The organism is Streptomyces reniochalinae (genome assembly GCF_003323735.1).
GTDB lineage: Bacteria > Actinomycetota > Actinomycetes > Streptomycetales > Streptomycetaceae > Streptomyces > Streptomyces reniochalinae.
Window position 1 is genome coordinate 351,077 of the sequence record NZ_QOIM01000040.1, and the last position, 14,011, is coordinate 365,087.

General features: G+C 73.3%; 15 protein-coding genes. 6 read left to right on the forward strand and 9 right to left on the reverse strand.

All coding sequences use genetic code 11. From position 1 onward, the window contains the following. On the forward strand, positions 1-1,020 hold the full coding sequence (locus tag DQ392_RS23400) for a TIGR03842 family LLM class F420-dependent oxidoreductase (protein ID WP_114017652.1): 1,020 nt from the start codon (positions 1-3) through the stop codon (positions 1,018-1,020). Positions 1,021-1,099: 79 nt separating this feature from the next. On the opposite strand, the gene DQ392_RS23405 is transcribed toward DQ392_RS23400, so the two are convergent. The 4 genes from DQ392_RS23405 to DQ392_RS23420 all read right to left on the reverse strand — a co-directional run bounded on the left by DQ392_RS23405 (position 1,100) and on the right by DQ392_RS23420 (position 3,833). Next, entirely contained in the window at positions 1,100-1,411 is a 312-nt protein-coding gene (locus DQ392_RS23405) for a GNAT family N-acetyltransferase (protein ID WP_114017653.1), read from the reverse strand. A 41-nt stretch (positions 1,412-1,452) separates the two neighbouring features. Next, positions 1,453-2,055: a thioredoxin domain-containing protein gene (locus DQ392_RS23410; RefSeq protein ID WP_114017654.1), complete on the reverse strand. Its 603-nt coding sequence runs from the start codon at positions 2,053-2,055 to the stop codon at positions 1,453-1,455. A 215-nt stretch (positions 2,056-2,270) separates the two neighbouring features. Further along, entirely contained in the window at positions 2,271-3,326 is a 1,056-nt protein-coding gene (lplAB, locus tag DQ392_RS23415) for a lipoate-protein ligase LplAB (RefSeq protein ID WP_114017655.1), read from the reverse strand. Between the two features lie 9 nt (positions 3,327-3,335). Further along, the gene (locus tag DQ392_RS23420; protein WP_114017656.1) at positions 3,336-3,833 is read right to left on the reverse strand and encodes a hypothetical protein; all 498 of its coding nucleotides are present in this window, start codon (positions 3,831-3,833) and stop codon (positions 3,336-3,338) included. A gap of 555 nt (positions 3,834-4,388) precedes the next feature. Between DQ392_RS23420 and DQ392_RS23425 the strand changes: the two genes are divergently transcribed. After that, positions 4,389-4,733 carry a DUF3870 domain-containing protein gene (locus DQ392_RS23425; RefSeq protein ID WP_220182655.1) on the forward strand — a complete coding sequence of 115 codons (345 nt, stop codon included), beginning with the start codon at positions 4,389-4,391 and terminating at the stop codon, positions 4,731-4,733. A 159-nt stretch (positions 4,734-4,892) separates the two neighbouring features. Continuing rightward, positions 4,893-6,041 carry a DUF819 family protein gene (locus tag DQ392_RS23430; RefSeq protein ID WP_114017658.1) on the forward strand — a complete coding sequence of 383 codons (1,149 nt, stop codon included), beginning with the start codon at positions 4,893-4,895 and terminating at the stop codon, positions 6,039-6,041. Positions 6,042-6,143: 102 nt separating this feature from the next. On the opposite strand, the gene DQ392_RS23435 is transcribed toward DQ392_RS23430, so the two are convergent. The 3 genes from DQ392_RS23435 to DQ392_RS23445 all read right to left on the reverse strand — a co-directional run bounded on the left by DQ392_RS23435 (position 6,144) and on the right by DQ392_RS23445 (position 9,377). Then, complete coding sequence (locus DQ392_RS23435; RefSeq protein ID WP_114017659.1) at positions 6,144-7,220, reverse strand: C40 family peptidase; 1,077 nt, start codon at positions 7,218-7,220, stop codon at positions 6,144-6,146. A gap of 195 nt (positions 7,221-7,415) precedes the next feature. After that, a complete protein-coding gene (locus DQ392_RS23440; protein ID WP_114017660.1) occupies positions 7,416-8,516 on the reverse strand; it encodes a mandelate racemase/muconate lactonizing enzyme family protein in 1,101 nt (366 codons plus the stop codon). Between the two features lie 3 nt (positions 8,517-8,519). Further along, positions 8,520-9,377 (reverse strand): serine hydrolase, encoded by an 858-nt coding sequence (locus tag DQ392_RS23445; protein WP_181856552.1) that lies wholly within the window; start codon positions 9,375-9,377, stop codon positions 8,520-8,522. A gap of 300 nt (positions 9,378-9,677) precedes the next feature. Between DQ392_RS23445 and DQ392_RS23450 the strand changes: the two genes are divergently transcribed. Further along, positions 9,678-10,481 carry a FadR/GntR family transcriptional regulator gene (locus DQ392_RS23450; RefSeq protein WP_245981808.1) on the forward strand — a complete coding sequence of 268 codons (804 nt, stop codon included), beginning with the start codon at positions 9,678-9,680 and terminating at the stop codon, positions 10,479-10,481. A 108-nt stretch (positions 10,482-10,589) separates the two neighbouring features. On the opposite strand, the gene DQ392_RS23455 is transcribed toward DQ392_RS23450, so the two are convergent. Further along, positions 10,590-11,414 carry an SDR family NAD(P)-dependent oxidoreductase gene (locus tag DQ392_RS23455; RefSeq protein WP_114017662.1) on the reverse strand — a complete coding sequence of 275 codons (825 nt, stop codon included), beginning with the start codon at positions 11,412-11,414 and terminating at the stop codon, positions 10,590-10,592. Positions 11,415-11,568: 154 nt separating this feature from the next. Here DQ392_RS23455 and DQ392_RS23460 point away from each other — a divergent pair, with 154 nt between their 5' ends. After that, positions 11,569-12,264: a B3/B4 domain-containing protein gene (locus DQ392_RS23460; RefSeq protein WP_114017663.1), complete on the forward strand. Its 696-nt coding sequence runs from the start codon at positions 11,569-11,571 to the stop codon at positions 12,262-12,264. Positions 12,265-12,350: 86 nt separating this feature from the next. Here DQ392_RS23460 and DQ392_RS23465 read toward each other — a convergent pair whose 3' ends face one another. Beyond that, on the reverse strand, positions 12,351-13,124 hold the full coding sequence (locus DQ392_RS23465; RefSeq protein ID WP_114017756.1) for an SIR2 family NAD-dependent protein deacylase: 774 nt from the start codon (positions 13,122-13,124) through the stop codon (positions 12,351-12,353). A 58-nt stretch (positions 13,125-13,182) separates the two neighbouring features. On the opposite strand from DQ392_RS23465, the gene DQ392_RS23470 reads away from it, so the two are divergent. Further along, on the forward strand, positions 13,183-14,004 hold the full coding sequence (locus DQ392_RS23470; RefSeq protein WP_425470587.1) for an inositol monophosphatase family protein: 822 nt from the start codon (positions 13,183-13,185) through the stop codon (positions 14,002-14,004). The last annotated feature ends 7 nt before the right edge of the window (positions 14,005-14,011 follow it).

Sequence of the window (14,011 nt, forward strand, 5' to 3'; positions counted from 1 at the left end):
ATGGACTTCGGACTCGTGCTCCAGACCGATCCCCCCGGCTCCGCCACCGTCTCCCTGATGCGCCGCGCCGAGCGCAACGGCTTCACCTACGGCTGGACGTTCGACTCCCCGGTGCTGTGGCAGGAGCCGTACGTCATCCACAGCCGCATCCTCGCGCACACCACGCAGTTGACCGTCGGGCCCATGGTCACCAATCCGCAGACCCGTTCCTGGGAGGTCACCGCCTCCACCTTCGCCACCCTCAACGAGATGTACGGCAACCGCACCGTCTGCGGCATCGGGCGCGGCGACTCGGCGATGCGGGTCGCGGGCCGTGCGCCGGGCACCCTGGCCAGGCTCGGGGAGGCCATGACCGCCATCCGCGACCTGGCCGAGGGCAGGGAAGCCGTCGTGGACGGCACCCCGATGCGGCTGCCGTGGGCGCGCGAGGGGCGGCTGCCGGTGTGGATGGCGGCCTACGGGCCCAAGGCGCTGGCGCTGGCCGGACGGGAGGCGGACGGCTTCATCCTCCAGCTGGCCGACCCGGTGCTGACCGCCTGGATGGTCGGGGCCGTGCGCGAGGCGGCGGCCCTGGCCGGGCGGGACCCGGCGGCGGTCACGGTCTGCGTGGCGGCGCCCGCCTACGTGTGCGAGGACACCCCCGAGGCGCTCGCGCACGCCCGCGAGCAGTGCCGCTGGTTCGGCGGCATGGTAGGCAACCACGTCGCGGACCTGGTGGCACGCTACGGCGAGCACTCGGACGCGGTGCCCGCGGCGCTCACCGCCTACATCAAGCAGCGCGAGGGCTACGACTACGCGCATCACGGCCGGGCCGGCAACCCGGACACCGCCTTCGTGCCCGACGACATCGTCGACCGCTTCTGCCTGCTGGGCTCCGAGCAGTCCCATGTGGCACGGCTGCGGGAGCTGGCGCAGCTGGGTGTCGACCAGTTCGCGCTCTATGCCATGCACGACGCCAAGGAACGCTCGATCGACGCCTACGGCACGGGGGTGATCCCCGCGCTGGCCGATCGTCCGTAGCGGTGCGGGACGCGCCCGCGCGGGGCGTCGGGCCGCTGCCGCCGCTGTGGTGGGAGCGGCCGCGGGGCGCCCCGGCCGCTCAGCCGTGCTCGCGTTTGTCGTAGACCAGCGGCTGGTAGTCGGGGTGCTCGCGGATGTAGCGCGCGAAGTACGGGCAGACGGGTGCCACCTTCTCGCCCGCCTCCTGCGCGGCTTGCAGGATGTGGTGCGAGAGGGCACCGCCCACCCCCCGGCCCTCGAAGGAGGGTTCGACCTCGGTGTGGGTCACCGCGACCACACCCGGGGCCCGCAGGTACTGCGCCGCCCCCGCCAGCGTGCCGCCGATGCGGGCCTCGTAGCGGCCCTCTGCGGTGTTGTCGGAGAACTCGATCCGCTGCTGTTCCTCGGCCATGCTGCTCACCGTGCCCCTCGGCCCTGTCCGCCTGCCGTTCCTCACTCCGTCGCGTCGTGGATCCGCGCCACGAACTCCTCCGGTTCCACCGCGTCGCCCGCGGCGTCGAGGACGGCGACGGGGCGCTCGCGGAAGAGCACCGTGGGGGTCGCCGCGACCCCGCTCGCGTCGAAGACGCGGCCGACGCGCCGCGCCCACGAGTCGTAGGCCTGGTCGAGGACGGCGTCGTCGAAGGTGCGGCTGCGCAGCCTCGGCACGTCGTTGGCCAGGCCCAGCAGCATCCGTTCGGCGGCGAAGCCGTCGTGCTCCTCGTGCGGCTGGTTGCGGTAGAGCGTGTGCAGATACGTCAAGAACTGCGGCTGGCCGACGTCGGCCGCCGCGCCCAGCGCGGCCAGCGCCCGGTGCGAGCCGTGACCGCCCAGCTGGGCGTCGAGGAAGGTGCCGAAGTGGTGGTGGAGCACGAGCTCGCCCGCGTCGGCGAGCTGCCGCATCGTGTCTCCCAGCGCGTTCTCCACGGCCCGGCAGTAGGGGCAGCGCAGGTCCAGGTAGAGGTCCAGCACCGGCGGCCCGGGCTCTGCCGCCCGCGGGTCGGCGCCGTAGACGACCGTCGTGCCGCCTTCACCAGTCGTGTTCGCCGGGATCATGCCGCAAGCCTCGCCGCGCCGTGCGTGGCAGGCAACGCCGGGCGGGCCACCGGAGTGACGCCGCCCGGCGCTCACCTACCGCCAGTGGGTGGCCGACCACATGGCCGACTTCAGCTGAGGGGCTCGGGCGAGGACCCCTCCGGGGACCCGCGGCCGGGGGCTTCCGCCGGAGAACCGCTGCCGGGCTCTTCGGCGGGAGAGGCCCGGCGCCCCCGTCACGGCACCCGGGCCGTCCACTCCTCGCTGCTGTACCTGGAGAGCGCCAGCTCCTCGGCGCGTGCCAGCTCCTCGGGGGTGACGCGGCCCTCGGCCAGGCCGTAGCGGCCGCGGAAGGAGGCGATCATCCGCTCGATGACCTCGCGGCGCGGCAGGCCCGTCTGGCGGCGCAGCGGATCGACCCGCTTCCTGGCGCTCCTGGTGCCCTTGTCGGACATCTTCTCCTTGCCGATCCGCAGCACGTCGAGCATCTTGTCGACGTCGATGTCGTAGGACATCGTCACGTGGTGCAGCACCGCACCCCCGCCCTGGGCGAGGCGCTTTTGGGCGGCACCCGCGATCTTGCCGTCCTTCGAGGCGATGTCGTTGAGCGGCACGTACCAGGCTTTGATCCCCATGTCGCCGAGCGCGGTGAGCACCCAGTCGTCCAGGTAGGCGTAGGAGTCGGCGAACGAGAGACCCGAGACGAGTGACGCGGGCACCGAGAGCGAGTAGGTGATGGTGTTCGCCCTCTCCACGAACATGGCGCCGCCCCCGGAGATCCGCCTGACCACCGTCACCCCGTGCCGGGCGGCACCTTCCGGATCGACCTCGTTGCCGAGCGACTGGAAGCTGCCGATGATGACCGCAGGGGAGTCCCACTCCCACACCCGCAGGGTCGGCGCCCGGCGCCCGGCGGCGACCTCCTCGGTGAGGACCTGGTCGAGAGCCATGTGGAGGGCGGGCGACTGCGGCGGCTCGTGGATGAGCTGCCAGTCGTAGTCGGTCCAGTCGGTGGCCTCCGCCAGAGCGCGGCGCACGGCGACCGCGACCCCTTCCGCCGTGATGCCGTACATCACGGTTCCCTCGGGCAGCGCCGCCTCGACGCGGGCGGTGAGTCCGGCCGCGTCGGTGTCGGAGGGCGCGCCTTCGAGCGCCTGGTCGATGGCGGTGAGGGCTTCGTCGGGTTCGAGGAAGAAGTCCCCCGCCACGCGGACGCCGCGCAGCACCCCGCCCTCGTCGTCCAGATCCACCACCACGAGCTTGCCGCCCGGAACCTTGTACTCCCCGTGCACCCGAACCACCTATCTGCGCCATTTGCCCCGGCCGGTCTCCAACCATACGTCCTCGCTCAGCCTCCGGGACCTGCGTGTGTGGCTGACCAGCAAGAACGTGGACATCACCAGCGTGAAGGACAGGGCGACGACGGCGAGCCGCTTGTCGTCGAACCACCCGGGCTCGTACATGTCGGGGAAGGGCCCCAGCTCACCGACGTCCACGAACGCGTACACCAGCAGCAGCGCCAGCCCGGCCGCCGAGAGCAGCCAGGCGAACGCGTCGGAGACGGCACGCCACCCCACCAGGACCAGCAGCGCCCCGAGCGCGGCGAGGCCCGCCTCGACGCGGAACAGGTCGCCCTGGCTGATGCCCGCGCTCACCCGGTCGTAGTCGCCGGAGAGGGCGGCGTGGACGTAGGCGTTCACGGCGAGGCCGCCGGCGGACAGCACGCGGGCGCCGACCTGCACGGCGCGGTACGCGGGGCTGTGCGCCGCGGGTGGCTGGTTGGAGCTGGTCGCGGTCATGGCCTGCGCCTGCCTCTCCCCGGGTCGGCACCCGGCGCGGCTCCCCTCCGGGGAGCTTCGCGCGCTGCCGGCCCGGCCCTCAGGCCCGGGGCGCTCGACCGGTCGGTCGGGCGGCCTGCCGCGGGCCGCCCGACCAGGGCACCACGAGCGCGGCGCAGCGGCCACTCGGCGGGGCCGACCCGCGTACGTGCGCCGGCGGGCGGTGTACGCCGGTACGCGGCGTCCGTTGGCACACGGCGTCCGATGGCGTGCGGTGTGCGTCGGCACATGGCGTTCGTCGGCAAAGGGAAAGGCGGTCCCGGCCCGCCTCGCGAGGCGGGAGAAGAGCGGCGAGGCAAGTCGAAAACCGAATAACCCGGGGCCGGTGGTAACTCCTTGCGGGTAAGCGGGAAGCCTGTTTCGGATTGCGGGCGCCGGGATGCGCGGAACGGAAACCGCGGCCGGCGGGGAGGCTTCCGACCTGCTCTTGAGTGACGGATGACAGTTCGATAACGTCTGTCCCCGAGCGTCTTTGACGACTATCCAACATCGACACCTCCCGTTTAGCCTGCCGCCATGCCCATGTCGTTTACCAGTACACCTTCGTCGGTTTCGTCGGTCTTCGTGACCGGCGAGGCGAAAGCGTCGGCGAACAACCCGATCACCACACAGTTCGGGATGTTCTACATCGCGCTGGTCGTCGAAAAGGGCACGCACCGAATCCTGGATGCGGAATGCTCGGCGACGTTGGCCCTGACGAACAGCTTCGTCAAGAGCTTGATCGCCGGAGAGTGCATCACGGAGGAAGGTCTCCTGGCGGAACGGATCACCACCCGCTATCACGGCTCTTCGCAGCGCGCGCTGCTCACGGCGCTCCGCAACGCCGCCAACAAGTACCGCGCCGCGGTCGGGCTCACGTAGCCACCAGGCAGGACCGAGTCGATTGCCTGGTCCCCACCGGACGCAGACCCAGTCGCCCTGCATCCCATAGGCATGTCCGTGCCGACCGTGCCCGGCTGCGTGTCGAGTACGCGCCAGGCGCCGGCACCGGCTTACCAGAAAGGCTGTGGCGACCCCCACATGATCACTGATGGCTTCCTGTACCTCGGCGTGCTGCTGGGACTGGCCGCGTGCATCGTCTTCGTATCGCAGCGCGGCAGATCCCGCTTCTTCCGCTATGTTCCGGGATTCGTGCTGATGTACCTGGGCACCGCCGCGTTGAACACCGCGGGGCTCTTCGGAGAGTCCGACTCGGTCGAGTCGACCGGCGGCTCGGTGCAAGACGCGCTGCTTCCCGCGATGATTCTGCTGCTGCTCTTCAAGTGCAACATCCGGCAGATCGTCAAACTCGGCCCGAAACTCCTGCTGACCTACGCCGTGACGGCGCTGAGCATCGTCGCCGGATTCGTCGTGGCCTTCCTCTTCCTGCACGGTGCGCTCGACGACGGCGCGTCGAAGGCGCTCGGCGCGCTCGCCGCCTCCTGGACCGGCGGCTCCGCCAACATGGTGGCGGTCCAGGGCGTCGTCCACGCGCCGGAGAACGTCTTCGGCTACGTCCTCATCGTGGACACCGTCATCTACTCGCTGTGGCTGCTGGTGATGTTCGGCTCGGTCGGTTTCTCCGAGCGCTTCAACCGCTGGACGAAGGCGAAAACCGCCTCGTTCGAGCAGCAGGAGACCGCCGGCGAGGAGGAGGGCCGCATGGACCTCACCTCGCTGATGACCCTCATCGGGTTCAGCCTCTTCGCCTCCGCGGCGGCGACCTGGGCCGGTGAGCAGCTGCCCGAGGTCGGCGACGTCATCAACAGCACGACCTGGACCATCCTCATCGTCAGCGTCCTCGGCCTGGTCATCGCGGTCACCCCGTTCGCCAGGACGGCGGGCTCGTCCGAGCTGGCCATGATCATGCTCTACCTCATCATCGGCATCATCGCCTCGGAATCCGACTTCTCGTCGCTGACCGACGCCCCGCTCTACCTGCTCGTCGGGGTCGTGGTCATGGTGGTGCACGCCGGGGTGATGGTCGTGTACGCCAAGCTCACCCGCACCGAACTGTTCAGCCTCGCCGTGGCCAGCACCGCGAACATCGGCGGCGTCGCCTCCGCGCCGGTCGTCGCCAGCGCCTACAACCGCCAGCTGGTGCCGGTGGGCGTGCTGTTCGCGTTGATCGGCGCGTTCGCCGGCACGTTCCTCGGACTGACCACGGTCCAGATCCTCTCGGTCGTCTGACGCCGGAAACACCGCGGTGCCCGGCGGGGAACTCCTCCCGCCGGGCACCGCTCGGTCCGGGGAACCGGCCCCGCACCCGAGGTGCGCGGGGCCGGTTCGCGGTCACCCGGCCAGGAAGCGCCTCGCGCCCCAGTAGTCCCCGTCCAGCCGGGCCTCGGTGATCCGCACAGGCGTGGCCGCGTCGTACGCCTCGATCATCCGGCCGTCCCCGACGTACATGGCGACGTGGTAGATCGACCCACTGTCGTGCGCGTAGAAGAGCAGGTCGCCGGGGCGCAGGTCGGAGACGGCCACGGGCCGGCCGCCGCCCTCCTGGGCCTGGGCCTGGGCGTCGCGCGGGATGTCGAGGCCGAGGGTCTGGTACACGGAGGAGGTGAACCCCGAGCAGTCCAGGCCGAAACCGGAGCGCCCGCCCCACACGTAGGGGGTGTCGAGGAAGCTCTTGGCATAGGTGACGACGTCGGCGCCGGTGGGCGTGGGGATCGCGTCGGCCGAGGAGCGGACGTGGACGTCCCGCGCGCTGATCCAGGCGGGCTTGTCGTCCGGCGTGCCGACCAGCACGGCCCCTCGGGTGCGGGCGAGTTCCGGCAGCCGGGTGCCGGCGCTGACCTGGAGCTTCTTCCGGTGCCTGCCCGCGTCGCCGTACAGCCAGGTGGTCGTGGCCCGGTCGACCTGCACCACGGGCCTCGCGTCGAGCGCACGGCCGTAGGAGGGGTCCCGCGTGAGCTGGCTCTTCGGTATCCAGCCCGGGTAGCCGAGGGAGTTCTTGGGGGTGGCCTGCCCGGGCACGGCGACCTTGTACCAGTCGCCCTCGGAGTCGAGGATGCGCACCCGGCGGCCGTAGAGCGTTTGCGTCTGGGTGACGTTGCTGCTGGTCAGGTCGCGCTTTTGGTCCAGCGTCATGTCCGCGAGCCACTGCCGGGGGTGGACCGGATCGGTCAGGGCCGGCTTGTCGACGGGGCGGGGACTGTCCGGCGACGTCCACACGGTGGCCACGGCCACGTCGACATAGGCGGTCGTGGGCGTCGTGGGCGTTGTGGGCGTCGAGGGAGTGGTGGGCGTGGTGGTGTGTGCGGCGGGCACGCCGGCCGCGCCGGCGGGTGCGGCGACGGCGGCGACGGACGCGAGGGCGGCCGCCGAGGCGAGCGCGAGCCGCAGGGGAGTGGGGGAGGGACGCACGGGGTTCCTTTCCGGTCTGGGTCTTTCCGGTTGGGGTTCATGGCGGTCGGGGTCCCCAGCGGATCGGGGTCCCTTCCCGGCCGGGGCTCCTTCCGGTTGGTTCTCCCGGCCCCGGCCCCGGGCCCGGGTCCGGGTCAGGGCCCAGGCCCGGGCCCGGGGCCCGGCCGGGGTCAGCGGAGGTGAAGGTGCGGGCGGTCAGCGGGGAGCGAGGGCGGGGGCCGGGTCGGCGAGTGCCGTGATGCCGAGACCGGGAGCGTCGGACAGGACGAACGCGGCGCCGTCGTAGCCGGCGCCGCCCATCACAGGAGAGCGGGCGAGCCACCAGGCCGCGTCGAGGTCCGCGACGGGCCCGGTCCCTGAGGCGGTCGCGGCGAGCGCCGCGGTCGCCGCGACGCCGACGTGGGTCTCCATCATCGAGCCGAAGAGCACCCCCACCCCCGACGCCTCGGCCAGCGCCACGAGGTGCCGGGCGGCCCTGAGCCCACCGCACTTGGCGAGCTTGACGTTGATCATGTCCACGGCGCGTGTCCGGACGAGGTGGAGGGCGTCGCGTGTGGACCAGACCGACTCGTCCGCCATGACCGGCAGCCCGACGGCGCGCGTCACCTCGGCGAGCCCCTCGATGTCGCCGGCGGCGACGGGCTGCTCCACGAACTCGACGTTCAGTCCGCGGTCCTCCACGGCGCGGATGAGGCGTATGGCCTGTTTCGGCGTCCACCCCTGGTTGGCGTCGACGCGCAGCACGGTCGAGGCGCCCGCCGCCTCGGCGACCTCGGTGAGCCGCGCCAGATCCTGCTCGCCCCGGCCGAGCTTGACCTTCAGCACGGTGAACCCCTCGGCGCGGCGGAGCAGGGCGGCGTCCCGCATCCGCTCCGGGGTGTCGACGGCCAGCGTGACGTCGGTGGGGACCGAGCGCCTGGTGGTGCCCAGCAGGTGGCCGAGGGGCACCCCCAGGCGGGCGGCGGCGAGGTCGTGCAGGGCGCAGTCGACGGCCGAGACCGCCGCCTGGTTCCCGGCGACGGCGGTGGCGACGGCCCGGGTGGCGGGCTCCAGGTCGTCGGGGTCGCTCCCGACGACGGCGGCGGCCAGGGGCCCGGCGACCGCCGCCTCGGCGCCGGCGATGCTGGATCCTGTGACCCGCCAGTTCTCGGTGGCCTCGCCCCAGCCGCTCCTGCCGTCCTCGTCGCGTACTTCGACCAGGAGCGCCTCCACCTGACGAGTGGAGCGGACGGCGGTGACGAAGGGGGTGTGGAGCGGGACGCGCACGCCGTGCGTCCGCACTTCGGTGACAGGCATGCGCTACTCCTCGCCCTCGGGTGCGCCGGCCCCGGTCGTGCCGGCGTCGGTCGTGTCCGCCCCGGACGCGCCGGCCCAGGACGCGGCCGGGGCCAGCAGCCGCCGGTCGAGCCAACTGGCCTCGGCGACGCGGTGGATGGCGGACCTGGCGCGCTCCTGTGGGCCACCGGCCACGCAGACCGCGAGCAGGTAGGGCGGCGCTTCGGGCGGTTCGACGAGCGCGACGTCGTGGAGCACCCCCGTGACCCAGCCGTTCTTGTTGGCGACGGGCGTGCCCGGCGGCAGCGCGGCCGGGATCTCGTGGGTGTAGCGCTGCTCCCGCAGGGGGCGCAGCAGCCGCGGGTCGCCGGTGTCCAGCAGCGCCTGCACGACCTGGACGGCGGCGCGCGCGGTGACGGTGTTGGTCAGGCCGGCCTCCGCGGCGGCCCGGTCACCGATGGGGCGCTGCACCACCAGGCCCTCGGGACAGGCCGCGGCGACCTGCTCCATCCCGAGGTGTTCCAGGACGACGCTGGTGGCCAGGTTGCTGCTGGAGCAGATCATCCGGTGGCACAGCCTGCGCACCGTCATCTCGCCGCCGAGGTGGCGCCAGGGCTCGTCGTCGTTGTCGTAGGCGCGGTCCGCGCGGTAGGTGCCGCCGGCGGCCGAGGCGAACTCCTCCCGCACGGGCACGGCGCGATCCAGCGCGCCGGCGCGGTGCGCGGCCAGCAGGACGGCGAGCTTGATCATGCTCGCCGCGTAGTGGGGGCGGTCGGCCCGGTGCGTGACGGCGGGGGGCGCCCCCGCCCGTCCGCAGCACACCGAGACCTCCAGCCCCTCGTGGTGTGCGGCGGCGGCCGCCGCGAGCCGGGCCGGTGCCACTGTCGGACGGTCCTGTGCGCCGCCTGGCGTGCTCACCGCCGCCTGCCCGCGTACCGGTCCTGTGGCGCTGCGCCGTCGTGCGGGGGCGGGGCCGAGGGCATGGGGGCCTCCTTGGGGGTGTCGGACCGTGCGCCACGCATCCTCGCCCCGAAAAGGTAAGCAATCAAGACCTTTTCCTTTCGGGTGCTGCGGCATACGGTGGATGCCGCCCCTCCGCGCGGCGGGTGCCGGCCGCCGCGCGCCCGCGCGCCACGGACCGCGGGACGGCGGGGCGGTCACGAAGTGGAGTCAGGAGCGCGGGTGCTGCACCAGGAAGAGCCGGCCGGCGGCGGTACGGACGCCGGCGCGCCGGGGCGGCGCGCGAGCGCGCTGGGCCCGGTCAAAGTGGCCTCCGCCGTCGACGAGGTCGCTGACCGGCTGCTGACGGCGATCGCGCTGGGCGAGTTCAGCGTCGGCGAGCGGCTGCCCCCCGAACGCGACCTGGCCGCCGTCTTGGAGGTGGGCCGGCCCACCGTGCGCTCGGCGATCGGGCGGCTGCACGAGTCCGGCTGCCTGGAGGTCGTGCGCGGCAGGGCGGGCGGCCACTACGTACGGGCCGGCTGGCGCGAGGAGTCGGGGCCCGCCGTGCGCCGCACCCTGCTGCCGCGCTGGGAGCGGATCAGGGAACTCTTCGACACCCGCGCCCTGGTGGAGTCCCTCGTCGCCCGCACCGCCGCCGAGCGGTGCACCGAAGAGGACTCCCGCGCCATCGAACGCGCGCTCGCCGCGTACGTCGACGCCGTGGGCGCGGGCGAGCCCGCCGGGGCGCGGAGGGCCGACGGCGCGCTGCACGCGGCGATCGGACGCGCGGCGAGGAACGAGCCTCTGGTGCGCTACGCCCGGCAGCTGCTGGCCGACATCGGCGCGGGATTCCCCATCGAGCCGTTCCGGGGTGACCGGGTCGAGCAGGCCCTGGCCGACCACCGCGAGCTGAGCGGGGCCGTCGTGGCCGGTGACGCCGACACCGCGGCGCGTGTGGCCCGCCGCCACTTCGTGCTCACCGAGGAGACGCTCCGCGCCGCCCTGGTGCGGAGCCTGCCGGACGAGGACGCCGCCTCCCTCTGAACCGCGCGGAGGCACCGGCGCGCTCGCGAGCGCGCCGGTGCCCCTGGACAGGCGGCCAGGGGCACCCACTCGGAGAAGTCGGGATCCGGCACCCCGAACGCCGCGGGCTCAGGCGGCGAAGCCGCCGTCCACCGCGAGGGAGGCCCCCGTGATCCAGCGGCCGGCGTCGCCCACCAGATGGGCCACCGAGTCGGCGATCTCCTCTGGTGTGCCGTACCGCCCCAGCAGGGTGAGGGCCGCCTGGGCCGCGCCGCCGTCACCGTCGGCCGGGTTCATGTCCGTGTCGACCGGTCCTGGCGCCACCTGGTTGACGGTGATGCCGCGCGCCGCCAGCTCGCGGGCCAGGCCCTTGGTCAGCCCGGAGACGGCCGCCTTGCTCATGGCGTAGAGGGTCATGCCGGGGAAGGGCACGTGGTCGGCCACGCAGCTGCCGACGTTGACGATCCGGCCGCCGTCCGCCATGTGCGAGGCGGCCGCCTGCGCCACCAGGTAGGCACCGCGCACGTTCGCCGCCAGTACCCGGTCCAGCTCGGCCTCCTCCACCGTCTCCAGCGCGCCGGCGGCGCCGGTGCCGGCGTTGTTGACCAGGATGTCCAGCCGCCCGAACGTGCCGACGGCCCCGTCCACCGCCGCCCGCACCGCCGCCGCGTCCGCGAGATCGGCCCGTACGGTCCAGGCCCTGGCACCGCTCTGCTTGACGCGCTCGGCCACGCGCCGGGCCAGCTCCCCGTTCGACTGGTACGTCAGCGCCACGTCCGCGCCGTCCGCCGCCAGCCGCATCGCCACCGCCGCCCCGATGCCTCTGCTGCCGCCGGTGACGAGGGCGGCCTTGCCGGCCAGCGGTCCGCTGGTGGGGTGAGCGGTCACCGTCGTCTCCAGCCTCTTCGTCGTCGGCTCGTGTGGTGTCGGCTCGTGTGCCGTCTCCGTGTCCATGCCTCGATGTTCGACCCGCGCCCAGCCGGAGACCGGCGCTCTACGGACGGCACGTTCCCACCACGGAGCAGTCCGCTGTGCTGCACTTGCTGGTACGGTGAAATGGACCATGCGGTCATGCCCCCGTATCGCGAGGAGGAGCGAGACGCCCCCCATGAACACCACCGACGAGTGGCTGCACGCCGCTGCCATCGACCCCTCCGTCGGCGCCCTGCGCCCGGACTACCGCGCGCTGCTGATCGTCGCCGAGGGCCTGCGGCCGGGTCCGAGTGACGCCTTCAGCGAAGAGCTCCTCGCCGAGGCCGAGGCCACGGCGTGCGACCCCGAGCAGCACCCGCACGTCGCCGCGTGGCGCGAGGCGTTCCGCGCCTTCGGAGCCAAACCCAAGCGGACCCGCCCCAGCGTCGACGCCCTCCTGCGGCGCGCCCCCGACGGGCTGCCCCGCGTCGACCGGCTGACCGACCTCTACAACGCGGTCTCCGTCGCGCACGTCGTCCCGCTCGGTGGCGAGGACCTCGACCACTACGCCGGTCCGCTCCGCCTCACCCGGGCCGACGGCACCGAGTCCTTCGAACTGATGTCGGGCGGTGAGCCGGTGACGGAGAACCCCAGGACCGGCGAGGTGGTCTGGCGCGACGAGAGAGGCGTCACCTGCCGGCGCTGGAACTGGCGCCAGTGCGTGCGCACCCGTCTGACGGCGCGGACCACCCGCGCCGTCTTCCTCCTCGACGCCCTCGGCCCTCTGGACGACCCGGCCCTGGAGGCCGCGGGCCGCGCCCTGACGGACGCCCTGGTCGCGAGCAGCCCGGGCGCGGTGACGACCTCACGCCTGCTGCGGGCGGCCTCCTGAGGACCACTCCGACCTCTGCGGTCCCTCGCCTGTGGGGGCCCAGGGGGCTCCCCGTGGGGGCGATCCAACGCCCGGGCGGACGCCGCTCAGCTGTGGAGAGCGGCGAGCAGCGCGGGCAGGGCCTCGCTGATGGGTTCGCGCACCACCTCGTCGGCCAGCGCGTCGTACGGGGTGGGTTCGGCGTTGACGACGACGAGCCGGGCGCCGCTCTCGGCGGCCAGACCCGCCAGGGACGCCGCGGGCTGGACCTGGAGGCTGGTGCCCACGGCGAGGAAGACGTCGCAGGCGCGGGCCACCGCCACGGCCGAGCCCAGCACGTCGGCGTCGAGGGCCTGCCCGAACATCACCGTCGCGGACTTCAGGACGCCGCCGCACTCCAGGCAGGCCGGGTCGGCCTCCCCGGCCCCGACCCTGGCCAGCGCGCTCTCCATCGTCGAGCGCGCACCGCAGGCCGTGCACACCACCGAACGGGCGTTCCCGTGCAGTTCCAGTACCTTGCGTCCGGGTACGCCCGCCGCCTGGTGGAGCCCGTCGACGTTCTGGGTGATCACGCGGACAGGCGTGCCCGAGCCCTCCAGGCGTGCGATCGCCTCGTGTGCCGCGTTCGGCCGCGCCTGCCACACCGGGCTCTCGCCGCGCATGGCCCACGAGCGCCGGCGGATGTCCGGGTCCGCCATGTAGCACTCGTAGGTGACCAGCTTCTCGGCTTCCGGATCCCGGCGCCACACCCCCTGCGGACCCCGGTAGTCGGGGATGCCCGAGTCCGTGGAGACGCCGGCTCCGGTCAGGATCGCCACCAGCGGCGCTGTGCCGCTCCCGGGCCCGTCGTCCCCCGCGGGCGCGCTGTCACGTTCGGCCATGGCGCCAGCGTAGTTCGCGGTCTCGCCGCCCGTCCCCGCTCCGTGCTTCCATGGGGCGGTGATCGACGACGAGCTGATGTCAGCGGTGGAGGAGGCCGTCCGCGAGGCCGTGGACGCGGAGGTCGTGCCGCGCTGGCGCAAGCTGGCCGAGGACGAGATCACCACCAAGTCGGGCAGCCACGACCTGGTCACCGTCGCCGACCAGCGCGCCGAGCAGCGGCTGTCGGACGCGCTGCGCGCACTGCTGCCGGGGTCGGCCGTCGTCGGCGAGGAGGGCGTGCACGCGCGCCCCGCCTCCTACGCCGCGCTCGCCGGGGAAGAGCCCGTGTGGATCATCGACCCGATCGACGGCACCCGTCAGTTCGTCGCCGGGGAGGAGGGCTTCTGCACCATGGTCGCCCTCGCCCACCACGGTGAGACCCTGGGCGCCTGGATACACGCCCCCGTCCTCGGCCGCACCGCCCTCGCCAGGCGCGGGGGAGGGGCCCTTGTCAACGGCGAACCTTTGTACGCGGGTTCGCCCGAACGCGGGTCACCGTTGCGCGTCGCCGTGTCGCACCCGGACTACACGGACGCCGCCCAGAAGCGTGCGCTGCGCGCGCTGCGCACCGAGGGCGTGGAGGTACGCGACACCGGTTCGGCGGGCCTGGAGTACCTCGCCGTCGCCGAGGGCCGGCTGGACGCGGTGGCCTACACCTGGGAGGCGGCCTGGGACCACGCCGCGGGACTGCTGACGGTCACCGAGGCGGGAGGCGCGCACAGCACCGTCGCGTACGCCCCCTTCCGCCTCGCGGGGGGCAACGCGCTTCCCTTCACGGCGGCGCGTGACGCGGACACGACGCGGCGTATGGTGGGCCTCCTGCGCGAGCAGCACGACTGACGGCGAG